24 protein-coding genes are annotated in these 24,386 nt (G+C 56.1%); 12 read left to right on the top strand and 12 right to left on the bottom strand.

What is annotated here, in order from left to right:
- The first annotated feature begins 9 nt into the window (after positions 1-9).
- From I3V23_02160 to I3V23_02150, 3 genes are read left to right on the top strand one after another with little or no spacing between them, the layout of a single operon-like run.
- Complete coding sequence (locus tag I3V23_02160; GenBank protein QPI86644.1) at positions 10-906, top strand: MurR/RpiR family transcriptional regulator; 897 nt, start codon at positions 10-12, stop codon at positions 904-906.
- 28 nt (positions 907-934) lie between these two features.
- Entirely contained in the window at positions 935-2,848 is a 1,914-nt protein-coding gene (gene iolC, locus I3V23_02155; GenBank protein ID QPI85821.1) for a 5-dehydro-2-deoxygluconokinase, read from the top strand.
- A gap of 3 nt (positions 2,849-2,851) precedes the next feature.
- The gene (locus I3V23_02150; GenBank protein QPI85820.1) at positions 2,852-3,052 is read left to right on the top strand and encodes a hypothetical protein; all 201 of its coding nucleotides are present in this window, start codon (positions 2,852-2,854) and stop codon (positions 3,050-3,052) included.
- A 30-nt stretch (positions 3,053-3,082) separates the two neighbouring features.
- Here I3V23_02150 and I3V23_02145 read toward each other — a convergent pair whose 3' ends face one another.
- Positions 3,083-3,853, bottom strand: a complete 771-nt coding sequence (locus tag I3V23_02145) for an SDR family oxidoreductase (GenBank protein ID QPI85819.1) — start codon at positions 3,851-3,853, stop codon at positions 3,083-3,085.
- A 149-nt stretch (positions 3,854-4,002) separates the two neighbouring features.
- On the opposite strand from I3V23_02145, the gene I3V23_02140 reads away from it, so the two are divergent.
- Positions 4,003-5,079 (top strand): fatty acid desaturase, encoded by a 1,077-nt coding sequence (locus I3V23_02140; GenBank protein ID QPI85818.1) that lies wholly within the window; start codon positions 4,003-4,005, stop codon positions 5,077-5,079.
- Here I3V23_02140 and I3V23_02135 read toward each other — a convergent pair.
- The 3 genes from I3V23_02135 to I3V23_02125 are packed head-to-tail and all read right to left on the bottom strand — an operon-like array spanning position 5,076 to position 7,675.
- Positions 5,076-5,903 carry a class II fructose-bisphosphate aldolase gene (locus I3V23_02135; GenBank protein QPI85817.1) on the bottom strand — a complete coding sequence of 276 codons (828 nt, stop codon included), beginning with the start codon at positions 5,901-5,903 and terminating at the stop codon, positions 5,076-5,078. The two genes, I3V23_02140 and I3V23_02135, sit on opposite strands and share 4 nt — an antisense overlap.
- Positions 5,900-6,757, bottom strand: a complete 858-nt coding sequence (locus I3V23_02130) for a 5-deoxy-glucuronate isomerase (protein ID QPI85816.1) — start codon at positions 6,755-6,757, stop codon at positions 5,900-5,902. Before I3V23_02130 ends, I3V23_02135 begins: the two co-directional genes overlap by 4 nt.
- Positions 6,758-6,769: 12 nt before the next feature.
- Positions 6,770-7,675 carry a permease gene (locus I3V23_02125; protein ID QPI86643.1) on the bottom strand — a complete coding sequence of 302 codons (906 nt, stop codon included), beginning with the start codon at positions 7,673-7,675 and terminating at the stop codon, positions 6,770-6,772.
- A gap of 188 nt (positions 7,676-7,863) precedes the next feature.
- Here I3V23_02125 and I3V23_02120 point away from each other — a divergent pair, with 188 nt between their 5' ends.
- Genes I3V23_02120 through I3V23_02110 form a run of 3 tightly spaced genes read left to right on the top strand, consistent with a single transcriptional unit; the run spans position 7,864 to position 11,031 of the window.
- Positions 7,864-8,967 (top strand): Gfo/Idh/MocA family oxidoreductase, encoded by a 1,104-nt coding sequence (locus I3V23_02120; protein QPI85815.1) that lies wholly within the window; start codon positions 7,864-7,866, stop codon positions 8,965-8,967.
- Positions 8,968-8,985: 18 nt separating this feature from the next.
- Positions 8,986-9,876, top strand: a complete 891-nt coding sequence (locus tag I3V23_02115; GenBank protein ID QPI85814.1) for a TIM barrel protein — start codon at positions 8,986-8,988, stop codon at positions 9,874-9,876.
- Positions 9,877-9,894: 18 nt separating this feature from the next.
- Positions 9,895-11,031 carry a Gfo/Idh/MocA family oxidoreductase gene (locus I3V23_02110; GenBank protein QPI85813.1) on the top strand — a complete coding sequence of 379 codons (1,137 nt, stop codon included), beginning with the start codon at positions 9,895-9,897 and terminating at the stop codon, positions 11,029-11,031.
- Here the strand turns inward: I3V23_02110 and I3V23_02105 are convergent.
- The 4 genes from I3V23_02105 to ugpC form a co-directional block, all read right to left on the bottom strand.
- Positions 11,021-12,028, bottom strand: coding sequence for a LacI family DNA-binding transcriptional regulator (locus I3V23_02105; GenBank protein ID QPI85812.1), 1,008 nt, complete (start codon positions 12,026-12,028; stop codon positions 11,021-11,023). The genes I3V23_02110 and I3V23_02105 overlap by 11 nt on opposite strands.
- A 69-nt stretch (positions 12,029-12,097) precedes the next feature.
- Positions 12,098-13,018 carry a ribokinase gene (locus tag I3V23_02100; protein ID QPI85811.1) on the bottom strand — a complete coding sequence of 307 codons (921 nt, stop codon included), beginning with the start codon at positions 13,016-13,018 and terminating at the stop codon, positions 12,098-12,100.
- Positions 13,019-13,027: 9 nt separating this feature from the next.
- Positions 13,028-13,480, bottom strand: coding sequence for an RbsD/FucU family protein (locus I3V23_02095; protein ID QPI85810.1), 453 nt, complete (start codon positions 13,478-13,480; stop codon positions 13,028-13,030).
- Positions 13,481-13,510: 30 nt separating this feature from the next.
- Complete coding sequence (gene ugpC, locus I3V23_02090) at positions 13,511-14,575, bottom strand: sn-glycerol-3-phosphate ABC transporter ATP-binding protein UgpC (GenBank protein ID QPI85809.1); 1,065 nt, start codon at positions 14,573-14,575, stop codon at positions 13,511-13,513.
- 221 nt (positions 14,576-14,796) lie between these two features.
- Here ugpC and I3V23_02085 point away from each other — a divergent pair, with 221 nt between their 5' ends.
- The 4 genes from I3V23_02085 to I3V23_02070 all read left to right on the top strand — a co-directional run bounded on the left by I3V23_02085 (position 14,797) and on the right by I3V23_02070 (position 19,085).
- On the top strand, positions 14,797-16,446 hold the full coding sequence (locus I3V23_02085; protein ID QPI85808.1) for an extracellular solute-binding protein: 1,650 nt from the start codon (positions 14,797-14,799) through the stop codon (positions 16,444-16,446).
- A gap of 77 nt (positions 16,447-16,523) precedes the next feature.
- Complete coding sequence (locus I3V23_02080; protein QPI86642.1) at positions 16,524-17,711, top strand: sugar ABC transporter permease; 1,188 nt, start codon at positions 16,524-16,526, stop codon at positions 17,709-17,711.
- A 1-nt stretch (position 17,712) separates the two neighbouring features.
- On the top strand, positions 17,713-18,630 hold the full coding sequence (locus I3V23_02075) for a carbohydrate ABC transporter permease (GenBank protein ID QPI85807.1): 918 nt from the start codon (positions 17,713-17,715) through the stop codon (positions 18,628-18,630).
- Positions 18,630-19,085 (top strand): fucose-binding protein, encoded by a 456-nt coding sequence (locus I3V23_02070; protein ID QPI85806.1) that lies wholly within the window; start codon positions 18,630-18,632, stop codon positions 19,083-19,085. The genes I3V23_02075 and I3V23_02070 overlap by 1 nt, the downstream gene beginning before the upstream one ends.
- 13 nt (positions 19,086-19,098) lie before the next feature.
- On the opposite strand, the gene I3V23_02065 is transcribed toward I3V23_02070, so the two are convergent.
- Genes I3V23_02065 through I3V23_02050 form a run of 4 tightly spaced genes read right to left on the bottom strand, consistent with a single transcriptional unit; the run spans position 19,099 to position 23,242 of the window.
- The gene (locus I3V23_02065) at positions 19,099-19,839 is read right to left on the bottom strand and encodes a creatininase family protein (protein ID QPI85805.1); all 741 of its coding nucleotides are present in this window, start codon (positions 19,837-19,839) and stop codon (positions 19,099-19,101) included.
- A complete protein-coding gene (locus tag I3V23_02060; GenBank protein ID QPI85804.1) occupies positions 19,839-21,335 on the bottom strand; it encodes an FGGY-family carbohydrate kinase in 1,497 nt (498 codons plus the stop codon). The genes I3V23_02065 and I3V23_02060 overlap by 1 nt, the downstream gene beginning before the upstream one ends.
- Positions 21,336-21,350: 15 nt before the next feature.
- Entirely contained in the window at positions 21,351-22,442 is a 1,092-nt protein-coding gene (locus I3V23_02055) for a M20/M25/M40 family metallo-hydrolase (GenBank protein ID QPI85803.1), read from the bottom strand.
- Positions 22,439-23,242 carry a BtpA/SgcQ family protein gene (locus tag I3V23_02050; protein ID QPI85802.1) on the bottom strand — a complete coding sequence of 268 codons (804 nt, stop codon included), beginning with the start codon at positions 23,240-23,242 and terminating at the stop codon, positions 22,439-22,441. Before I3V23_02050 ends, I3V23_02055 begins: the two co-directional genes overlap by 4 nt.
- A 109-nt stretch (positions 23,243-23,351) precedes the next feature.
- Here I3V23_02050 and I3V23_02045 point away from each other — a divergent pair, with 109 nt between their 5' ends.
- Positions 23,352-24,374: an aldo/keto reductase gene (locus tag I3V23_02045; GenBank protein ID QPI86641.1), complete on the top strand. Its 1,023-nt coding sequence runs from the start codon at positions 23,352-23,354 to the stop codon at positions 24,372-24,374.
- Positions 24,375-24,386 lie beyond the last annotated feature (12 nt).

Raw genomic sequence — 24,386 nt, 5'->3', positions numbered from 1 at the left:
GGGGGCGTGATGGATCACAACACATCCCTCACCGATGCCCCGCCGCCTGACACCTATGAGGGGTTCATCCGCCTAATCCATGAACGTCACGGCGCGATGAGCAACACCTATCAGGCCATCGCGCTCTATCTGACGCAGAACCCCAATGATGTGGCGGTGCGCTCGGTCAATGCGATTGCCGAAAGCTGCGGGGTGCATGCCTCGAGTTTCGTGCGCTTTGCGCAGGCCGTGGGGTATAAAGGGTTTCGGGATGTGCAGGCCCTGTTCCAACAACGCCTAGAGACGGCTGCGCCTGGATTTGGGGCGCGGGTGCAATCCTTGCGCGATGGCATGGCCGCCCGCGATGATATCTCGGAAATCGGGTTCCTGCGCGAGATGATCGTGCAAGACATTGCTTCGCTCGAAGGTCTGGTTGATGAGATTTCAGGCGTTGATATGGCCGCCGCCGCCAAGCTGATGGAGCGGGCCGAAACCATTTATTTGGTCGGACAAAATCGTTCTTCGCCCGTGGTTTTGCTGATGCGCTATCTGCTGACCATGATTGGCAAACGCTGCATCCTTCTGGATGCCAGCGGCGGCCTTGCCACCCATATGGCGCGTAGTATGGGGCCGCGAGACGTGCTCTTTGCGGTATCCTTTCGCTACTACGCCAATGAGGTTGTGCAGATTGTCGATCAGGCCGCCTCGGAGGGGCATGATGTTATTGCCATTTCCGACACGACCCTATCGCCCCTCGCAAAATCGGCAAAGATCCTATTCGCCGTGCCTGAATACCAGCAAAGCCTCTCGCGCTCCTTGGCCGCGCCCATGTGCGTGGCGCAGGCTTTGGTCGTGGCGACAGCGGCGCGCTTACAAAAGGGGACAGAAGCACCGCTGATCCCCCATGTAACCCAAAAAGACACTTAAACCCCGACTTCCAAAGGAAAGATCCGCAATGAGCGTGAAAAAAGACCTTGATGTCATCACAATTGGCCGCGCTTCGGTTGACCTTTACGGCGCCCAAATCGGTGGCCGCTTGGAGGATATGCGCAGCTTTGACAAATATATTGGCGGCTCACCCACCAATATGGCCGCAGGCACAGCGCGTTTGGGGCTGAAATCTGGCCTTATCACGGGTGTGGGTGACGAGCATATGGGGCGGTTTATTCGCGAAGAACTGACCCGTGAAGGGGTCAATATCGAGGGCATCAAAGTCGATCCCGATCGCCTGACCGCGTTGGTGCTGTTGGGGATCCGTGATCAAGAACGCTTTCCCTTGATTTTCTATCGCGAGAATTGCGCCGATATGGGGCTGTGCGAAGACGATATCGACCCCAGCTATATCGCGCGCGCCCGCGCAGTTGTGGCAACAGGCACGCATCTCAGCAACCCGCAGACCGAAGCCGCGGTATTGAAAGCCTTGCGCTTAGCCCGCGAGGGGGGTGCCCGCACCGCCCTTGATATTGATTATCGCCCGAACCTCTGGGGCGTGGCAGGGCATGGCGATGGTGAAAGCCGCTTTGTGGAAAGCGCGGCCGTTACGGCCAAACTGCAATCAACCTTGCATCTCTTTGACCTAATCGTGGGCACAGAGGAAGAATTTCACATTGCGGGCGGCAGCACCGATACGCTGACGGCGCTGCGGGCCGTGCGCGCAGTCAGCGGTGCCACATTGGTGTGCAAACGCGGGGCCGCAGGGGCCGTGGCAATCACAGGCGAGATCCCTGCAAGCCTTGATGACGGGATCGCAGGTCAGGGTTTTCCGATTGAGGTGTTCAACGTGCTTGGCGCGGGGGACGGGTTTATGTCAGGCCTTATCAAAGGTTGGCTTGATTGCCCCGCGGGTCAGATTGATTGGGCGACCGCACTAAAATACGCCAATGCCTGCGGCGCATTTGCGGTGTCTCGGCATGGCTGCACCCCCGCCTATCCGTCATGGGAGGAACTGCAATTCTTCCTTGCACGCGGGATCACTCGGCCCGACTTGCGCAATGACGGGCCGTTAGAGCAGGTTCATTGGGCCACCAATCGGGGGCCAGATTTACCCGATATGCACATCTTTGCTTTTGACCATCGTATGCAACTTGAAGAGATGGAGGGGGCAAACCGCGCCAAGATTGATGCGTTCAAAGAGCTATGCCTTGAGGCGGCGCGCGTTGTGGCGGATGATCGGGCGGGATATGGCATTTTATGTGACAACCGATTGGGTCGCTCTGCCTTGCAGGCGGCATCTGACAGCCCGCTCTGGATTGGCCGCCCTGTGGAATGGCCGGGCTCCTGCCCCTTGGTGCTTGAACCTGAACTTGGCCCCGATTTCGGCGGGCTTAAGGAGTGGCCGCGCAATCATGTGGTGAAATGCCTGTGCTTTTGCCATCCCCAAGATGACGATGCACTGTGGCAAAACCAGATCGACACCGTCAGCCGCCTCTTTGCGGCGACCCGCCGCAATGGGTTGGAATTCTTGCTTGAGGTGATCCCCTCAAAACGCGGCGCAGTGGATCAGACAACCACCCCAGCCGTGATCCAACGCTTTTACGATGCAGGCATCTTTCCCGATTGGTGGAAATTGGAACCCTTTGCCGATGACGCCTCATGGGGCGCTGTGACCCAAACAATCACAGCAAACGATGCGCATACGCGGGGTATTTTGGTTTTGGGGCTTGATGCCCCCGCCGATGATTTGGCCGCAAGTTTCGCCTTCGCCGCCCGTCAGCCCTTGGTCAAAGGGTTTGCAGTGGGGCGCACAATTTTTGGCGATGCAGCCCGCGCGTGGCTTACAGGGCAAATCAGCGATGCGCAGGCAATTTCGCAAATGGCAGATCGCTATCGCAGCCTTTCGGCGCTGTGGGATCAGGCCCGAAAAGGATGAAAGATGGCCGCGCATAAAACCCTTGCTGATCCCATTTTCAACCCGCGGTGGCGGCGGGTGGCCTTGACCCTATTTCTCTGCCTCTGGACAGGGGTCGAGATCTGGAACCAAACCTATGGGTGGGCCGCATTCATCGCAGCCATCGCGGTCTATTGCGGATGGAATTTCTTTGTCCTGTGGGAAGATGTCCCAAGCAAGGAATAAGGGCGGCAAATGTGCCGCCCCCTTGGTTTCTTAGATTGATCCAGCTTCGACCATGTAGTTGTTTGCGGTGCACATGGCCGCATCGTCAGAGGCCAAGAACAAAACCATCCGCGCGAGATAAACGGGTTCGATCTCATCGGGCAGACATTGACGATCACGCGCCTCTTTCAAGGCCTCAGGCGTCACCCAAAGCTGTTTTTGCCGCTCGGTCATCACCCAGCCCGGAACGACTGTATTTACGCGAATGCGGTGATCCCCCAAATCGCGCGCCATTGTGCGGGTCAGGCCGTGCACGGCCGATTTGGAACTGGTATAGGCGGGCATATCGCCGCTGGCCTGCATCCAAGAGTTCGACCCAAAATTGATAATCGAGCCACCACCCGCCTCAATCATCGCGGGCGCTACGGCCTGAATGGCGAAAAACATATGACGCAGGTTCGTTGCATATCGCTCGTCCCAATAATCTGGTTCGACTGTCCGCCAATCATGACGATCATCACGGGCGGCATTATTCACCAAAACATGTGCAGGCCCGCAGGCCTCGGCCAATTTTTTGAAGGCTGTTCGCAATGCCGAAATATCGCGCAGGTCACATTGCTCGAAATGCACAGTATCGCCCAATTCGGCGGCCAAGGCCGCACCGCCCTTGGCATCAATATCGACAAAACCAACGCGGCTGCCTTGCGCTGCAAAAGCCTTGACGATTTCCGCGCCAATCCCAGATGCACCGCCCGTAACAAAGACGGATTTATCCTTTAGGCTCGGATATATGGCGAATTGTGATTGATCAATCTGACCCATGGATCTGCCCCTCCTTTGGCAATGCCTCTTTACGCGCGAAACCTAACCGCTGCCCCTTTGGGCGGCAAGGCGCAAAGCGGTTAATCGTGGAAAGGATTGACAGAAATGAGTGGCAATGGTTGCATCTGTAAAGGCGTGCATAAGGGAGGATGCCCGTGAACAAAATCACCCGTGATTACAGCCTGCTTGGCGCATCGGCGGTCGAGGCAGAGGAAAAGGGTCTGGCTGCTGCGCAGTGGTATCACTCGGATATCCCGCGCGAGGATATGCGCCGCCTGATGCAGCGCAAAGATGGGCCTGCCATTCGTGATACGATCCTTTATTTCGCGGTCTTGATCGCCTCCGCCACGGGCGGGATCATGCTGTGGGGGTCATGGTGGTCAGCGCCCTTTTGGGTGATCTATGCCACATTTTATACTGCAGGCGCAGATAGCCGCTGGCACGAGGCAGGTCATCGCACGGCGTTCTTGACCCCTTGGATGAATGCCGTGGTCTATCACATCGCTTGCTTCATGCTGTTCCGTAATCCTGTCTTGTGGCGATGGAGCCATTCCCGCCACCACACCGACACGATCATCGTGGGCCGTGATCCCGAAATTATCACCATGCGCCCGCCGCAAATATTTAAGGTTCTATGGCTCTTTATTGGCAGCCATACATGGGATGGGTTCAAGGCCACGTTCCGCCACGCCCTTTATGGGCTGAACAAAGAAGAACGCAGTTTCACCCCTGACCGCTATTGGAAAAAGGCGCAGGTGATTGCGCAGATTTGGCTTGCGATCTGCGCCGTGGTTTTGGCATTGGTGCCGATCACGGGGTCGATCTTGCCGTTGATGTTGGTGGGCGTTGGCCCTGCCGTCTTGGGCTCATGGCATCTGATCATGACGGGCTTACTGCAGCATACGGGCATGGCCGATAACGTGCTGGATCACCGTCTCAATTCCCGTAGCGTTTACATGAACCCCATCAGCCGTTTCATCTATTGGAACATGAATTACCATGTCGAACATCATATGTTCCCCATGGTGCCCTATCACAATCTGCCCGCCCTGCATGAGGTGATCAAACACGATCTGCCGCCTGCAAATCGTGGCTTTGTCGATGGGCTGCGCGAGGTGGCGCATGCGCTGAAAATGCAGTTGAATGACCCCGAATATCAGATTGAGAAAACCTTACCCCCAACCGCAAAACCCTATCAGGCGCATCTGCACGATCTGGAGGTTTAGGGTTTCAGCGCGCGCAAAATGGGGCGGGTCAGAGCGACCAAGGCTTCCTCGGTTTGGCCAAGGATTTTGATACGATCAAATTCAGCGGGCTGCTCTGACATCACATTGGACAAGGCCGCACCAAACCCCATGCGCAATTCGGTTCCGATGTTGAATTTACAAATCTTAGACATACGCGCCAAATCTTGACGCTCTCGCACAGGCACGCCTGAGCCGCCATGAATAACCAGTGGAATGTCACAAAGCGCCTCAATCGCAGCAAGGCGGTTGCGATCCAGACCTTGGTGCTTTTCTTGTTGTAAATGCACATTCCCGATAGAAATCGCCATTGCATCTATGCCCGTCTCTTGGGCAAATCGGGCAGCCTCCTCAGGGTCAGTGCCCCGCGATTTTGCCCCATCCGCATAGCCGACATACCCGATCTCACCTTCACAGGAGACACCCGCCGCATGGGCCATCTCTGCGATTTCTGCGGTGCGGGCAATGTTTTGCGACAGGGGCAACGCCGAGCCATCAAACATCACCGAGGAAAACCCTGCCGCTATTGCTGCGGCGCAATCCTCAAGTGATGTGCCGTGATCCAAATGGCTGACCACGGGCACCGAAACGCTTTCGGCCAATTCGCCAAACATCGCCCCCCAAATCGAAATCGGCATATGCGCCCGCGCGCCCGGGCCCGCCTGCAAAATGATGGGCAGCCCCTCTAATTCAGCGGCGCGCGTATAGGCGCGCGCGTCTTCCCAGCCCAAACAGACCACCCCTGCCACCGCATAACCTTGGGCCAAGGCAGGGGTCAGGACATCGGTGAGGGTCGCGCGGGTCATTTAAACTTGGCCACCATATCCAAAATGCCTGGGATCGTGTGGATCTGTTCGGCATGGGTTGGTTGGAAATATTGTTTGAGCGAGCGTTGGCTCAGCCCGCCTAGAATGGTGAAGTAATACATCTCATAGCCCGGCAACGCGGCGCAAGGGTGATAGCCACTATCAAGCAAAATGGTCGAGCCATCCATGATATGATAGGCTTCGCCCACCTCATTATCGACCCGTTGCAACATTTGCACACCCGACCCGTAATTCGGGCGGAAGCGGAAATTATAGGTTTCATCATGACGGGTTTCGATGATCTCGCCCCCGTCATCCGTTCTATCCGTGTCATGTTTGTGACTGGGAAAGCCTGACCACCCACCTGCCCCTACAGTGAACAATTCCGACACCAAGAGCCGCCCCACCTTATCCGCGTATTTAGTGCCGAGGATATGTTTGATCTTGCGATGCGTTTTGGTGTCATCCGATCCGTATTGGATCACATCTAATTCTGCCTCGCGCACATCAAACGGCTCCAAAACCTTGTCATATTTGGCCCCCGCAATGAAGGTTTCGGTCGTGTCACTGACACATGTGATCCGCACCCGCGCGCCCACGGGAACATAAACACCCTCGGGTTCGCCATCCCAAACATCGACTCCGCGATTGCCAAGGCGGGGAAAGGACGCGCCATCAACATCCACATCAACACTGCCCGTAGCGGGCACGATGCAGGTCTCATAGCCCGCGACCTGATAGTCGAACACCTCGCCTTTTTTCAGCTTTACGATGTTGAAATAATTCAGCGGCACCAAATCGTGATCTACGTCAACGATGGGTTTATTTTGGTTGTCATGGGGTGGGATATGCATCGGGCCCCTCCTTTACTGATGAATTTCGATGAATTGGGATAGGGCCGCGCGGTCGGGCATGGCCCCCGCACAACCTGGATGCGAGACGGTGATAGCCGCAGCAGCGGCACCTTGATCCACGGCATCGGCAAGGCTTGCACCATTGGCCAAGGCCGCAAGGGTTGCGGCCATAAAACTATCCCCCGCCCCAACAGGCTTGAGCGGCGTGGCGGGATAGGTGCCTGTGCGAAATTCCTGATCCCCCGTCATGGTGATCGCACCTTCGGCCCCCATTTTGTAAATCACCAATTTGCCCCGCGCAGCCAAGCCCCGGGCCGCGTCAAGACCGCGCTCATAGGCGCCTGCCATAAATCCGAATTCCTCATCATTGCCGACAATCATCGCCGATGCATCTGCCGCACGGGTCAGAACATCGGCTGCAACTTCGGGCGAGGGCCAAGAATAGGGCCGATAATCAATATCAAATATAATCGGCACACCCGCCTTTTCGGCCAAATCAAAAGCGGCAAAGGTGGCACTGCGCGAAGGTTCCGCTGCGAAAACCGTGCCTGCGGTGACAAGCGCGCCAAAGCGGCCATAGTCAATATCTGCAACATCCTCAGGCGTGACCTGAAAATCGACTGCATTGTTGCGATAGATGCAGACCTGAAAATCCTCCATCACCGATTCATAAACCGCCAAGGAGGAGCGGTATTCCCCCGCTAGAGTGCGGATATGCCCCACATCCACGCCATACTGGATCAGCTTGTTTCGGATAAACCGCCCCACCGTGTCATCGCTGAGCGAAGTCACAAGCGCGGCTTGCATCCCCAATTTACAGAGGCCTGCACAAATATTCGCAGACGACCCGCCAAGATCGGCCCGAAAATTTTCGCCAAATTCGGCCTTCACCCCAATCGGATCGGCATAGAGATCCATGCCCGCGCGGCCAAACACCACGAAACTGCCTTTTGCGATTCCACTGTGTAATTGCGCATATAGTTCGGACACTGACCCCCGCCCCTCATTCGTGACCTTGCTTGCACTGCAATCGTGCTTGCATGACTATGCGTTCAAAGCTACTTCTTTTGCAACCGCTTGCAAGTGCATTTCACGAGGGGGCCGCCATGTCAGAAATTGGGATTGGAATCATCGGAGGCGGCTATATGGGCAAGGCCCATGCCGTGGCCATGTCCGCCGTTGGTGCGGTGTTCAACACCACATTGCGGCCCCGTTTGGAAATGGTCTGCGCGAGCAGCGCAAAAAGCGCAGAAACCTATCGCGCCGCATATGGTTTTGCCCGCGCAACCGATGATTGGCGCGTGTTGGTCAATGATCCAAAGGTGGAGGCCATTATCATCGCCTCGCCGCAAACCACACATCACGACATCGCGCTTGCCGCATTCGCGGCGAAAAAACCCGTTTTGTGCGAAAAACCCCTTGGCGCTTCTTTAGCGGAAAGTCAGGCTATGGTCGCCGCGGCAGAGGCCGCAGGTGTCGCCAATATGGTTGGCTTCAACTACATCCGCACCCCTGCCAGCCAATATGCCCGCGCGCTGATTGCACAGGGGGCAATTGGCCAAATCACATGGTTTCGCGGCGAACATACCGAGGATTTTTTGGCCGATCCAAACCTGCCCGCAAATTGGCGCACATCGGGAATGGCAAATGGCACAATGGGGGATCTGGCCCCGCATATCATCAACGCAAGCCTTGCGCTGATGGGGCCCATTGCATCGGTCATGGGGGTTTATGAAACCGTCCACAAATCACGGCCAGAGGGCGTGGTGACAAATGACGACCATGCGCAGTTCATGTGTCGCTTTGAAAACGGGGCCATGGGGCAAATCTATGCCTCGCGCATCGCAACTGGCCGCAAAATGGGCTATGCTTACGAGATCACAGGCACCAAAGGCGCCATTCGATTTGATCAGGAAGATCAAAACGCGCTCTGGCTCTATGAGATGACAGGGCCAGAGGCCACGCGCGGCTTTCGCAAGATTTTAACGGGGCCTGCGCATCCTGATTACCTGCCCTTCTGCCAAGGGCCAGGTCATGGCACGGGCTATCAAGACCAAATCATCATCGAAGCCCGTGATTTTCTGCGCGCAATTGAAACGGGCGAGGCGATTTGGCCCACCTTCCGCGATGGTCACGCTGTGAACCGCGTGATTGCTGCCGTAATCGCCTCAAGCGATCAAGGCGCGTGGTGCGATATTTCATCTGTTTAAACGAGGGCATAACCCATTATGACAATCGAAATCGGCAATGCGCCCTGCTCTTGGGGTGTTGAATTTGCAAATGACCCCCGCAATCCAACATGGCGCAAAGTCCTGCAGGATTGCGCTGAGGCGGGCTATCGCGGGATTGAACTGGGGCCTGTTGGCTTTATGCCCGAAGATCCCGCAATTTTAGGCGAGGCGCTTGATGAATTTGGCCTCACCTTGATTGGCGGCGTGATTTTCCGCCCCTATCATGACCCTGACGCATGGGAGGATGTGCTCGATGCCACGCATCGCACCGCCCGCGCCCTTAAGGCACATGGGGCCGAGCATCTGGTGATTATCGACAGTATCTCACCGCGCCGCGCCCCTACTGCGGGCCGCGCTGATGAGGCGGTGCAGATGGATAAGGCCGAATGGACTGGTTTTCGCGACCGCATCGTAGAAAGCGCGCGGATTGGCGCCGAAGACTATGGCCTAACGGTTGGCATCCACGCCCATGCGGCAGGATTTATGGATTTTGAACCTGAATTGATCCGCCTGCTTGATGAGGTTGATGAGGGCCTTTTGAAAATCTGCTTTGACACGGGCCATCACTCCTATGCGGGGTTTGATCCTGTGGCCTTCATGCAAAAATATGTCAGTCGCATTTCCTATATGCATTTCAAGGATATAGACCCCAAGGTTAAGGCAGATGTGATTGCCAATCGCACAGGGTTTTATGAGGCCTGCGGACAGGGGATTTTCTGCAACCTTGGCCAAGGTGATGTAGATTTTGAGGCGGTGCGCAAGGTTCTTTTGGATGCAAATTTCGAAGGCTGGTGCACAGTCGAGCAAGATTGCGATCCAACCCTAGATGTGCGCCCCATTGATGACGCACGCGCCAACCGCGCCTATCTGCAATCCATTGGTTTTTAAACGAAAAGAGATCAAATCATGACAAAACTGAAATGGGGTCTAATCGGTGGTGGCGAAGGCAGCCAGATCGGCCCTGCACATCGCTTAGGCGCACAGGCGGATGGGCATTTTGACTTTGTGGCCGGCGCTTTGGATCATCGCGCGGATGTGGGTCGCGCCTATGCGCAGCGTCTGGGAATTGCCGCTGATCGCGCCTATGGCGATTGGCGCGAGATGTTGGCAGGGGAAAGCGCCCGCGAGGATCGCGTTGATCTTGTGACTGTGGCCACGCCAAATTCCACGCATTTTGAAATCACCAAAGCCTTTCTTGAGGCAGGTTTCAATGTGCTTTGCGAAAAGCCCATGACGGTGACAGTCGAAGAAGGCGAAGAAATCGTAAAAATTGCCCGCGCAACTGGCCGTATTTGCGCGGTGAATTATTGCTATTCCGCCTATCCGATGATCCGTCAGGCGCGTGCCATGGTGCGCGCGGGCGAATTGGGCAACATTCGGTTGGTCGTCACCAATTTCAGCCATGGCCATCACGGCGATGCGGAAGATGCCGATAACCCACGGGTGCGGTGGCGCTATGACCCTGCGATGGCGGGTGTTTCTGGGCAGTTTGCTGATTGTGGGATCCATGCGCTGCATATGGCAGGGTTTATTTGTGATGATCACGTCACCACATTGTCCGCTGACTTCGCCTCAACAATTTCATCGCGCGTGCTAGAAGATGACGCGATGGTGAATTTCCGAATGTCCAAGGGCACTGTCGGGCGGCTCTGGACATCTTCGGTTGCGATTGGCCGCCAACACGGGTTCGACATTCAAGTCTTTGGCGAAAAAGGTGGCTTAAGATGGGCGTCTGAGCAGCCCAATCAATTGATCTATACCCGCACAGGCGGGCGCACGGAGATCATCGAAAAGGGCGAAGGGGGCTTGCATGACGAGGCCACCCGCCTCAGCCGTGTCGCCATTGCACATCCCGAAGGGTTTCCCTTGGCTGTGGCCAATATTTACTGCGATCTGGCCGATGCCATTCGCGGTCAGGCCCGTGATGGGTTGCCAACGGCAGAAGATGGATGTCGCTCGCTGGCGGCTGTTTATGCGGCGGTGGCCTCAGCCAAGGATAACGGCGCGTGGCAGGAGGCCCGCCCACCTATGTTCAGGGGGTAAGCGGACGCAAACTTGCGCGTTCGACCAAATGACAGGGAAACATCTGTGCCTCAGCCTGCGGGCTGGGGTATTCACTCAGGCGCACGACAAGCGCCAGCGCCGCCCCCACAATCGCCTCAATCGGCTGCGCAATCGTGGTGAGGCGAATATTAGGCCACGCGGCCATTGCCATATCATTCAGCCCCAATATGCCAATATCATCAGGGCAGCGTAGACCCGCCGCGCCAATCGCGGCCATAGCGCCTATGGATAGAATATCATCGCCACAAAAATACACCTCCGCAGGCCCCGCGGACAGTTCGGCGGACATGGCCGCCTGCCCCGCCTCGAACCGATAGGCCGGCACAAAGCGCGCGCGGCAGCTAAGCCCTGCCTCTGCAAGGGCCGCGCGGAAACCCGCCAAACGATCTTGGGTTGAGGTGGCCCCTTCTGGCCCACCAAGAAACCCGATCTCGCGATAGCCGCGTGCGATTAATGTCTCGCCCGCCAAACGGCCTGCAGCGTGGTTATCAATGCCCACAACATTGACCCGCGCCTGCGGATCATGGCGACCAAAGGCGTGAACCACAGGAACGCCCTCTTCATAGAATTGCTCGACCAAACCAGCGGGCAAGGTGGATGAGGCCACCACCACCCCATCGACCGAATATTGCCGCAGCATTGCGGCGGCTTGTTCAATATCGCTCACATCGCTGAGATTAACCAAAAGTGGCCGCAATCCCATTTGCTGCAAGCCACGGGTGAACTGATCGAAAATCTCGAGAAAGACGGGGTTCTGGAAATTATTCGCAACCAAGCCAATCAGCTTACTGCGGCCAGTGGTCAGGGATGAGGCCAAGGCGTTCGGGCGATAGCCAAGGGCAGCAGCGGCGGCCTCGACCCGCGCGCGCATCGCAGGCGAAACAGATGCACCATCGGTAAAGGCGCGAGACACGGCAGAGGGTGAAACCCCCGCCTTTGCCGCAACATCCCTAAGCGTGATTTTCGCCTTGCGCATCAAACCCGTCCCCTCTCCGCGTCTGACTATGACCCAAAGCGGGGAAGCGCGGCAATCACAAAGCGCGACTTACGAGGACACGACCGCCTCAATCTCGGGGCGGGTTGGCATTGCCGGCGCCGTGCCTTGGCGGGTGACAGACAGGCTTGCCGTCGCGCAAGCAAAGCGCAACGCGGCCTCGATCCCCTGCCCTTCGGCAAGCGCCACAGCAAAGCCGCCATTGAACGCATCCCCCGCGCCCGTTGTCTCGACCACCGCGCCGCAATTAAAGGCGGGTTGGTGCAGGGTTTGCTGCCCATCATGGTAAAGGGCGCCTTGCTCACCCAAGGTGATCACCGCCGCCTTGGCACCAAGATTAAGCAATTTTTGCGCGGCCAATTGCGCGCTTTCAGGGGTGGTCACCTTTACCCCTGTCAACTGCTCCGCCTCAATTTCATTGGGCGTCACATAATCACAAAGGCCCAAGATATCCCGCCCCAATTCTTGCGCAGGTGCGGGGTTTAAGATCGTAAGCGCCCCTGCGGATTTCGCCATGCTCAACCCGTGCTTTGCAGCGGATAAGGGTTGTTCGAGTTGGGTCATGAAAACCTTTGCCGCGTTAATGACGCTGGCGCGCGCCTCAAGATCAGCAACCGCAATCTGTGCTGCCGCACCAGGGCTGACGATAATCGCGTTATTGCCGCTGCCCTCTTCGATAAAAATATAGGCAGCCCCCGTATAGCTTTCGGGATGGTGACTGACATGGGGGGTCACGCCGCACTCGGCCCAAAGATCAAGCGCCATCTTGGCAAAATCATCTTGGCCAAGCCGCGTGATCATATGAACATCCCCGCCTGCCTTGGCTGCCGCGACCGATTGGTTCGACCCTTTGCCACCTGGCCCCAACACAAAACGTGACCCAATCAGCGTCTCGCCCATCACGGGCTGACGCGGTGCGGTATAGGCCGTATCAGCCACAAATACGCCCAAAATCACAATCGCCTTAGACATCCATTTCCCCTATGCGTTAGGGCCAATCACGCCTTTGCGCAGCATGAAGCAGCCGTAAAAACGCCGCTCGCCCGTTTGAATCACAGCATAGCTTTCCCGCGCCATATCATAAAAGGCAAATCGCTCGATGCTGATCATGGGCCGCTCCGCCCCTTCGGCAGCGTTGATTTTCTGCTGCACCTCGGCCTGAACGGCGGGGATTGTGTCAGGCTCGCCCACAATTTCCATGCGGCCTGCGAAATCATCAACAAAAGTATCAAGGGGCATGACCGAAAGAACCGCCTCGACCGCCTCGGCAGCGGTGAGGTTATCCATGCGCAATAGGTTGCCGTAAACCGTAGCGCGGGCAACCGAGTCAGATGGAAAATTCGTGTCCGCAATGATGAGAACATCGCCATGCCCCATCATGCGCAGAACATGCAAAACATCGGCATTAAGCCTTGGATCAATTCCTTTTAGCATGATACCCCCCCTTTTCTCGAATAGTGATGATCACACGCGTTCTTTGGTGGATTTATCGAAAATATGCAGGTGATCTGGATCAGCCGTCATCGTGATCGTTTGACCCACCTTGAAATCGCGCCGCTCGCGCGAGATCAGTGTAAAATCCTGCCCCGTGCTGTGGCGCAGCATTACATGTGTCTCTGAACCTGTTGGCTCAATCACTGAAATCGTGCCAGAAATCCCCTTATCCGCGATTTGCAGGGCCTCGGGGCGGATGCCGATGATAACCTCTTGGCCTTCGGCGACGCCCGCCCCTTTTGGCAAGGACACCACCGCATCACCGATCTGCGCCGCCAGAGAACGCCCAGATTTGACCACCTGCCCTTCGAAGAAATTCATCGAAGGGCTGCCGATAAAGCCCGCAACAAAGACATTGCGCGGGCGATCATACAGCTCAAGCGGGGTGCCAATTTGTTCGATATAGCCGCCCTGCATGACCACAATCTTATCGGCCATCGTCATCGCTTCGATTTGGTCATGGGTCACATAAACGGTCGTTGTTTGCAGCCTTTGGTGCAATTCCCGAATTTCGGTGCGCATTTGCACGCGCAATTTCGCATCAAGGTTTGAAAGCGGCTCATCAAACAAAAACACCTGCGGATCACGCACAATGGCGCGCCCCATGGCAACGCGTTGGCGCTGCCCGCCTGACAAGGCGCGGGGATAACGATCAAGATAGGGGGTCAGACCCAAAATCTCGGCAGCGCGATCAACGCGGCTGTTGATCTCGCCCTTATCCATGCCGCGCATCCGCAGCGAAAAGGCCATATTGGCACGCACTGTCTTATGAGGGTAAAGCGCGTAATTCTGGAACACCATCGCGATGTCCCGCTCGGCAGGCGGTAGGTTGTTGACCAAACGATCCCCGATGTGAATCGTGCCCCCCGTGATCCCCTCAAGCCCCGCAATCATGCGCAAAAGCGTGGATTTCCCACAGCCAGAGGGGCCCACCAGAACAACAAATTCGCCATCCTCAATATCGACATCCAACCCATGCAACACGGCCGTTTCGCCGTAAGACTTCAGCAAAGATCGGATTTCTACGCCTGCCATTCTGTCACTCCTCCCATGCGCTTTGGCTTGGACGTTAAGAGGAAAATTTTGTGCTGTCCATGACTTAAACATACTAACATGTTAGAATCTTGACAGACACAAATCTGGCTGAAAAGGTGGAGGGGCTGGCTTGAGCGAAATCAGCACTATCCGCGGGAGGCGGGCAAAGCTGGCACACCGACTGTTGTCAAAGACGCGAAAAATATCTGGGAGGATAGGTCGTGAAAGTTGAAATGTATAAGGCTATTATGGCTGCGCAAATGAGCCGCCGTAATATGCTCAAAGGTGCCGCCAGTGTCGGCGCCATGGCCGCACTCAGCGGCGCGGGCGCGTTGACAGGTGCAAAACCTGCGCAAGCCGCAGCACATGGCGATTTGCGGGCGCAATTGCTACAAATTCCAGGTGTGGGCATGGGTTCACCCACCGATGCAGACTGGCAGCGCGTTGGCGAATTATGCCTCGGGCCAACCCGTGAACGTGTTGCTGAAGGCGAGTTTGAAGGTGTTGAGCTGACCTTCTTGGGCCTCAACAACCAAAACCTGCATAACTTCTTGTTCCGTGGTTTCCTCAAACCATGGGAGGCCTATACAGGCGCGAAGATCAACTGGATCGACCTTGCACAGGCCGATTATAACCCCCGCTTGCAGCAAGCGATTGCCACTGGCACAGTTGATTTCGACATTATCGAAATGGGCGCCCCTTTTGAAGGTGACACCGCAGGCAAAGGCCTGTTGGATGAAATGCCAGAATGGGTGAAAGACCAGATCGAAGCCGATGATTTGGTAGGGTATTTGCAGCCACCTGTGGGGACATGGGATGGCAAATCCTATCGCATCACCATTGATGGCGACTGCCATACATTCTGCTATCGCAAGGATTACTTCGGCGATGGCGCAATCGGCGGGGCCGAAGTGCCACGCACATGGCAACAGGTGAACCAAGTGACCAAGGATTTGGTTGGCAAGACCGACCCGCTGACTGGTCTGCCTGCACATGGCTATCTTGATCCGCTCAAAGGTTGGGGTGGTTTTGGCTTCTACTTCATCGCCAACCGCGCGGCTGCATATGCTAAGCACCCAAATGATCCCGCGTGGCTGTTTGATCCAGACACAATGGCCCCACGGGTGAACAACCCAGCATGGGTTCAGGCCATCCAAGATGTGATGGATTTGATCGACACCCCAGGCGCCTACCCTGCGGATCAGATCAATGCTGATCCTGGCACAACGGGCTTCCAGCAATTCTTGGCTGGCACAGGGTCGATGCTGATGTGGTGGGGTGATATTGGCTCGAACGCGCGCACTTCAGACACCTCCGTTGTGGGGGATGTTGTGGGCTTCGGCATCAACCCAGGTTCGGATCGGGTCTACAACTCGCAAACGGGCCAGTGGGAAGACAGCTATAACGAAGCGCCCAACATGGCCTATCTGGGTTGGGGTATCTATGTCACCAAAAACGTGCAGGGCGATGACCTCAAGCGCAAAGCGGCTTGGTCAGCGGCGGCACATCTGGGCGGCAAAGATATCTCGCTGTGGATGTCGGCCTATCCATCGGGCTTCCAGCCCTATCGTAACTCGCACTTCCAGTATGACGAATGGGAAGCAGCGGGCTATGACCGCGATTATATCGAGGATTATCTGGGCTCGAACGCGGATAGCTACAACCACCCCAATGCGGCGATTGAGCCTCGTATCCCTGGCATCTTCCAATATTATTCGGTGGCGGAAGACGAATTGGCCAAAGGCTTTGCGGGTCAATACGGATCGGCACAAGAGACCGCTGATGCGATTGCAGCCGCATGGGAGGGAATCACGGATCAAATTGGTCGTGACACCCAAATCAGCCTCTATCGCGCCTCTCTCGGGCTCTAAGGGCAAAAAACACGCTGTGGCCGATCTTTCAGGGTCGGCCACAGATTTGTTAATCCATTTACACAATAAATCGGGCGATAGGCATGGAAGACGGCGACAGGCTTCACGTGGTGACGGCGGATCATATTTCGGATCAACGCCGCCGTTTGGGAAAAACCCTTGTCTGGGGATCAGCCGCGCTGATGGCCTTGATCATGGCCTTACAGACCCTTGATGGGATTGGCACGCTGTCCATCGGGTTTGAAAATTGGCGGCCCTCTCTTTATGCGTATCTCTTTTGGTCAACCTGCCTTTGCGTGTCGCAAGTTTTGATCCGCGGCGAACATGGAAAGCGCACATTATTTGTTCTGCCCGCCGCATTATTCGTGATCTCTATGGTGGTGTTCCCGCTGCTCTTTGGATTGATCATTGCCTTTTCAGATTGGAACCTCTCCTCGCCCGATGGGCGGCAATTTAACGGCATCGACAACCTGCGGCAGATGGCGGGCGACCCGTTTTACTGGAACGCGATGCGCAACATGGTTTGGTATACGGCCGCTATTGTTGTGGAATATGCGATTGCCTTTGGCCTTGCGCTGTTGCTGAACGGGCAAATTCGGGCGCGCAAATTCTTTCGGGTGGCCTTCCTTCTGCCATTGATGCTGTCCCCCGTTGCGGTCAGCTGGATGATTGGCAAATCCATGTTGGAAATCCGCTTTGGCCCGATTTCGCGCTTTATGCGCTATATCGCCTCCGAGCCTTCAGCCGACCTGCCTGCCCCGCTGTTTTGGATTGGCTCCCATATCAGCGATTTTGGTCAATGGTTGGGATGGGCAAGCCCGTCCTTCTTCGGCTCTGCGGGGGTTGCGCGTGCGATGATCATGATGATGGACGCGTGGACGTTCATCCCGTTCATGATGATCATGATCCTTGCAGGGCTTCAGGCAATCCCGCGCGAATTGTTCGAAGCGGCAGAGGTCGATGGCGCCTCGAAATGGCGGCAATTTTGGGAGGTGACCTTCCCCTTAATGTTGCCCGTTTCCATCACTGCGATTTTGATCCGCATTATCTTTAAGCTCAAATTGGCGGATATCATCATCAACATCACCTCGGGCGGGCCAGGCGGCGCGACCGATAGTGTAACCAGCTTTATTTTCCGAGAATATCGTGACCGATCCAATGTGGGATATGGCACGCTTTTGGCGATTGTTTATTTGGTTGTGATCGTAATTGCGATGACAATCCTGATGAAACTAGCAGATCGCTGGATGAAACCGAGGTATTAAAATGTCGGCGCAGATTTTCAAAGACAGTGACACTGACCGCAAATTTCGCCCCGTTTGGTATCTCTCTCGCGGTCTGATCTATGGCGTGTTGATCCTTTGGGCCGTTGTGTGCCTGTTTCCAATTTTTTGGACAGCCACAACAGCCTTTAAGACCGCGCCTGATGTGATGCAGGGCAATATCATCCCTTGGGCAGATTTCACGCCCAATTGGTTAGGGTGGCGGTCGCTTGGCCTATCACCTGATACGATTGGAAATGAATCCACTGTGCGCGAAGAATTTCTCAAGCGATTTTGGAATTCGACTGTTGTCTCTGTCACCGCTTCGTTTTTTGCGGTGGTTTTGGGCAGTTGCGCCGCCTATGGACTGTCGCGGTTTAGCTATAAATTCGGCTTCATGCGCAATTCGGACATCTCATTCTTTTTCCTTAGCCAGTTGATCCTGCCACCTGTGGTTTTGGCCCTGCCCTTTTTGGTTTTATATAAATCGCTTGATCTTCTCGACACGCGGATCGGGTTGATCTTGCTATATACGCTGACGGTTCTGCCCATTGTTATTTGGATCATGCGGGATCAGTTCAGCTCAATCCCGACCGAGTTGGAAGAAGCAGCTTTGGTGGATGGTTTGTCGATCTGGGGGGCCTTTAGCACCATTGTGATGCCAATCGCCCTGCCTGGTATGGTGGCCGCGTTCATCTTGTCGCTTGTGCTGACATGGAACGAGTATTTCTTTGCAGCACTTCTGACCTCATCTGCGGCAAAGACCTTGCCTGTGATGGTGGCCTCACAAACGGGCTCACAGGGCATTTCATGGTGGTCTATGGCGGCGCTGTCCTTTGCGGCGATTGTGCCCTTGATCATTATCGGCATCATCCTTGAGCGATACATCATCAAAGGCATGGCAGCTGGGGCGGTGAAATAATGCTGAAGGGCATTGATCAGCGCCTTTCCGCTGAAATCGTCTATGCGCTGATGCAAATGGGGCATGGGGATGATCTGGTGATCTGTGACATCAATCACCCCGCCGTGACCATCGCAAAAGAGACAACCTATGGCAGGCTTTTGGATATGGCGGGGTGCGATATTCCGACCGCAACGCGCGCCATTCTGTCCCTCATGCCGCTCGATAGCTTTGTCCCTGCCCCCGTTAAGCGGATGCAAGTTGTGGGTGACCCCGAAGGGGTAGTGCCTATCTTCGGCAAGATGCAGAAGGTTTTGGATGCCTCAAACGGCGCACCTGTCTTGATCGAGGCCTTGGAACGGTTTGCCTTCTACGAGGCTGCAAAGCGGGCCTTTTGTATCATTCGCACCGCCGATAGCGGGCCTTACGGCTGCTTTATCCTGAAAAAAGGTGTGGTGGATTTAGCGCCGCTTTAGCGCGCGCGGGGTATTAGCTCAGGCGCTTGCGCATCTCAGCCATGATCAAGGATACCCCTTTCGCGCCAAGCTCTGGTGTCGCCTCACTCGCACTGGACGTATACCATGCTGTGTTCTGCGCCATGCGCGCAGCCTCGACCACATCGGGGGCAAGCGCCATCATCAGGGCAGTTTCCCCTGCCCCTGCATGATCAAAGGGATAATGCGCCGTCACCTCAGGCCCCATAAGCGGATGAATTTTGATCCAGTTGAAAGGATCACTGCCCGTGGCATGCTCGGCATAGTAATCGGCCATGGCGTTATCGCCCCACCACCCTTCGCCGCGCGTCTCTTGCAGATACCGAAACAAGGCGCGCCGCGCCGCGAATTTGAACGCCAGATCTGTTGGCATACCTGCGGCGAAGTTTTCCGATTGGTGATGGATAATGCCGTGAATATTGCGAAACCCGATGCGCAAAAGCGCAAAAAACATATCCTCGGCCAGTGCCGAAATTTTGGATGCATCAATATCCATGCTGCCCGTGCCCTCTGGCCCCGCAACCGCATAACTGGCCGCGCCATAGGCAAAGGGAGGTAGGATCACCAAATCCATCTCCGCCTCAAGACGCGTGAGGATCTCTGTGACCGCCAAGAGATCCATCCCAACGGCCATATGTTCGCCGTGATATTCCATAACCCCAAGCGCCAAGGCGACAGGCGTGTTATCGGCAATCGCATGCCGCATTTGATGGGGCAACATCCGCTCGAACCGCATTACTGCCCCCCAGCGAGGCTATGCGCCACGCCACGGCTGTCCTCGTATAATTGGCGAAACAGCTTATAGTGACTGGCATGCGCCGCACTATGGTTGGGCGCCACTTCGTGGGTGGCAGGGTTCCATTTGCTGATATCCTCAGGCCGCGCAGCCCCAATGGCGCAGGCGGCAAGGAATGCGTCCCCAAATGACGCGCCGATGGTCTTTTCACAGACGATCTGCGGGATATTCCCAAAATCTGAGGTTGCCTGTAACCACAGCGGGTTTTTCGTGCCGCCCCCAACCGCCAAACAGCGTTCGGGTGCATGGCCTATCTCGCGATAGGTTTCGATAACATGGGCGGTTCCCATCGCGATACCCTCAATGAAGGCGCGATAGATGTCGCCACGGCTATGGGTTAGGTTCAGGCCAAAAATCGCCCCTTTGGCCAGCGGGTCATGGATCGGCGTCCTTTCGCCCGAAAAATAGGGCAAGACCAAAACGCCATTGGCCCCCACGGGGGAGGCTGCCGCCTCCAGTGCCAATGTGCCAAAGGCCGTGTCCTTTGGCAGGTCTGGGGCGAACCTGTCGCGAAACCAATGGGTCAGCGTGCCCGATGTCGCAAGACCCGCCATTGAGGCGTGGCTGTCGGGCCAAAGCCATGGGGCATACCACAGTCGTGCGTCACTCACCCGTTCTGCGGTGCGCTGTATGATAAAGATGGTCGAGCCATACATCATCATCATATCACCCGCCTCTTGCACCCCGACACTCAGCGCTTCGGCGGCGGCATCAATTGTGCCTGCCGTGACGGGGGTGCCAACGGCCAATCCCGTCTGCGCAGCGGCCTGTTCGGTCACCCGCCCTGCAATCTCGCTTGACCATAAAAGGCGCGGCAAACGCCCTGTTTCGATGATCTGATCGCTTAAGGATTGCGTCCAGTCCTGCATGGTTACATCGTAAAGCGGGCTGAAATTTGCGGCCGTGTAATGGTCAATGACATATTCCCCCGTCAGGCGATGCACGAGAAACGAGGTCGAGGTCAGGATTTTCGCTGTGGCCGCGTAAAGATCGGGCTGCGTCTCTTTGAGCCATAAGATTTTTGGCCCCACAGATTGCGAGGTCAGCGCGTTGCCGCAGCGTGCCAAGATCTGATCTTCGCCGATCTCAGCATTAAGGCGGTCAATTTGCGCGGTGGCGCGGGTATCCACCCCATAAAGCACGCCATTCATTAAGGGCGTGCCTGCGGCATCCACGGGCAGCATACAGGGGCCGATGGCTGAGGTGGCGATGCTGGCAATCTCATGCGGATCAACCCCAGACTGGGCAAGCAGCGCCTTGGTGACTGCAACGAAATCACCCCACCAATCTTCTTCTGCGCGATGCTCGGCCCAACCCGCGCGTGGCACGATCATCTCATGTCTGACAGCGGCCTGCGCCAAAATCTGGCCGACCTCATTGGTCAAAACACCTTTTGTCTCATAGGTGCCAATGTCTACGCCAAGAAACACGGCCATCGCCCAAGCCCCCCGTTAATCGCGGTTGAGATTGAAATCTGGGCCAATTTGCGCAAGCCCTGTTTCAAGAAGCTGCGCAAGATCAGTCAAATCACTGAGCGCGCAAACCTCGAGACTGGAATGAGTGTAACGGCATGGAAAGCCCAAATCGATTGCGGCAACACCCTGCCCCATCTGCTGAATATAGGATAGGTCGGTCAAAACCCCGACCTGCGCGCTGCGCTGCAAGGGCAGATTGGCGGTTTTGGCAGCGCCTTCAAATAGGGCAACCATCTTAGGGTGCGGGATCACACCATTGAGGGTGCCCCGACCATGAAAGGAATAGAGCGACATTCCCGGGCCACCGCCCAAAACCATCTCGCCCCGATCCGCCAATTCAGGCGTGTCACAGGCCAGCATCAGATCCAATTGTATGGCAATATCGGGCTGCAAAATTTGTGCAGCAGACATTGCACCCCGCAAATTGAATTCTTCTTGAACCGAAAAGACGATGGCAACAGGCGGCCCTGATTTACGCGCTTTAAGGCGCGCAGCCAAATCCAAAAGAACGGCACAGCCCGCGCGATCATCAACGGCTGTGCCCGCAATGCGGCCATTCGCCAATTCAATCACATTGGGCCGATAGACCACGGGCGTGCCGATTTGCACCCCTGCGGCCTCTGCCTCAGCCTTGCCTGTAAAGCCTGCATCAATGCGGATCTGCAGCGTGGTCAAAACCTGATATTTCTCGTCAGGGGTGGTTGCGTGATGCGATTTATTGGCAATCACACCGTCAATATCACGCCCCTCCCCGATACAGAGACGCACCGCCTGCGAGGCTTGCGCACGCTCGGGAACGCCGCCCATGCGTTCAACCCTGATGCTGCCATCTTGTTCGATTTTACGCACAAAGAACCCAAGCTGATCCATATGCGCAAAAACCATCACGGACGGCGCATCAAGATCACCTGAAAACCGCGCAATAAGATTGCCGAGCCTGTCGGTTTCATGCGCAATACCCATTTGCGACAGACGCACTGCGATGGCGCGGCGCACCCGATCCTCGTGGCCAGAGAGGCCCACGATCTGCATCAGATCAATAAGATCTTTTTTTAATTGCTCGCTCATCTGATTGCTCGCACCCGATCCATGAAATCCTTGGCCCGATCAGGATCAACCGCGTTCCATGTATGCCCATCGAACTTGAGCGCCGATCCGATGATACAGCCATCCGCGACCCGCATAACATCGGCCACAGTTTCATGCTTAACGCCTGTATTGGCCAAAACGGGCGCATCGGGCAAAGCCGCCTTGACGCTTTCGAGATCCTCCATTTTTGCGGCCTCGCCCGTGATGGTGCCAGAGACGAGAACCGCATCAGGGATGGACGAGAACACGGCGCTGCGCGCACGATCCGCGACCGAACGCTGATCAAGGCTATAGGCAAATTCGGCGCTGATATTGAAAAACTTTGCAACATCGCCCGCGCCGACACGCGCGCCGTAGCGATAGGCCGCCCCCGCATCAGGCGCCCAAACTCCCATATCCGAGGCATAGGTGCCTGTGAAAATCTCACGCACAAAACGCGCGCCCGTTGCCGCCGCCAAAGCAAGGCTTGCTTTTGGATCCCACAAAACATTCACGCCAAAAGGCACAGTGATCTCGTCGCGCAGCCGACCGATGACATAGGCCATGGTCGCGGTCGAGGCAGTATCTACATTCAATTCATAGGGGCGATCATTCTCATTTCCAAACATCACCGCATCAACGCCTGCGGCCTGCAAGGCGTGCAAATCGTTCCTGCAGCCTGCAATCAACCCCTCAATACCTGCCTCTGCATCATAGAGCGGCGCACCTGGCAGGGCGCCGAAATGAACCATGGCGATGACAGGTTTCTTATCCCCAAAAATAGCTTTGAATTTCTGCACGATACTCTCCTATGCGCGACCTGCGCGAGACATAGCCTAACGTGAAACTATCTTGCATCCAAGGCAAAACATACTAGCATGTCAGTTAAACCTTGGAGGGCGCATGATGATCAAATTTCGCAATTGGGATCGCCATGGAAATGGCGGGCTGAGGCTGAGCGAGCTTGGGTTTGGTGCGGCCCCTTTGGGCAATCTCTATCGCGCGATCTCTGAGGAGGATGCGCAAAACACCCTGCAAGATGCATGGGATGCAGGGGTGCGGTATTTCGATACTGCGCCGCTTTATGGGCTTGGCCTCTCTGAGACGCGGATCAACCATTTTTTGCGGGGCAAGCCGCGCGAAGACTATGTGATCTCGACTAAGGTTGGGCGGCTGATGCAGGTCACAGCCCCAGAGGCGCGGGATGGGTTTGGGAAATGGTTTGATGTGCCCGCGCGGCGCGAGGTGTTCGATTACAGCTATGATGGTGTGATGCGCTCTTTTGAGGCCTCGCTTGAGCGGTTGGGAATAGACCGCATTGATGTGCTTTATGTGCATGATCTTGACCTCTTCACCCACAAGACCGATACCGTTCTAGAGGAAAAGCGCGCCGCATTCATGGAGGGTGGCTTAGCCGCGCTGACCGCCTTGCGTGATCAAGGGGTGATCACGGCATTTGGTGCGGGCCTGAATGAATGGCAAGCGTCACAATGGCTGGCCGAGCGTGGCGATTTCGACATCTTCCTTCTTGCGGGCCGCTACACGCTGCTTGAGCAAGAGGCGCTTGAAACCTTTCTCCCCCTCTGCGCCGCGCGTGGAATTGGGATTGTCATTGGCGGCCCCTATAATTCGGGCATTTTGGCGACAGGTGCGCGCGAGGGTGCGTATTTCAACTATGACCCTGCCCCGCGACACATCTTGGACAAGGTCGCGGCCATTGACGCGGTTTGTGCCGCGCATGATGTGCGCCTTGTCGATGCCGCCTTTCGGTTTCCGCTGATGCATCCATCGGTGATCTCGGTGATCCCCGGTGGGCAAAGCCCTGCAGAAATGGCCAGCAATCTGCGCGCGGCACAGGCGCAAATCCCGCCCGCCCTTTGGTCTGATCTCAAATCCGCAGGATTGATGCGCCAAGACGCGCCAATCGTCTAACATCGCAACGGG

Source organism: Rhodobacterales bacterium HKCCA1288, assembly GCA_015693905.1.
Taxonomy (GTDB): Bacteria; Pseudomonadota; Alphaproteobacteria; order Rhodobacterales; family Rhodobacteraceae; genus M30B80.
Note: the sequence above shows the minus strand (reverse complement) of the source record. Positions and strands in the feature narration are given on the sequence as shown.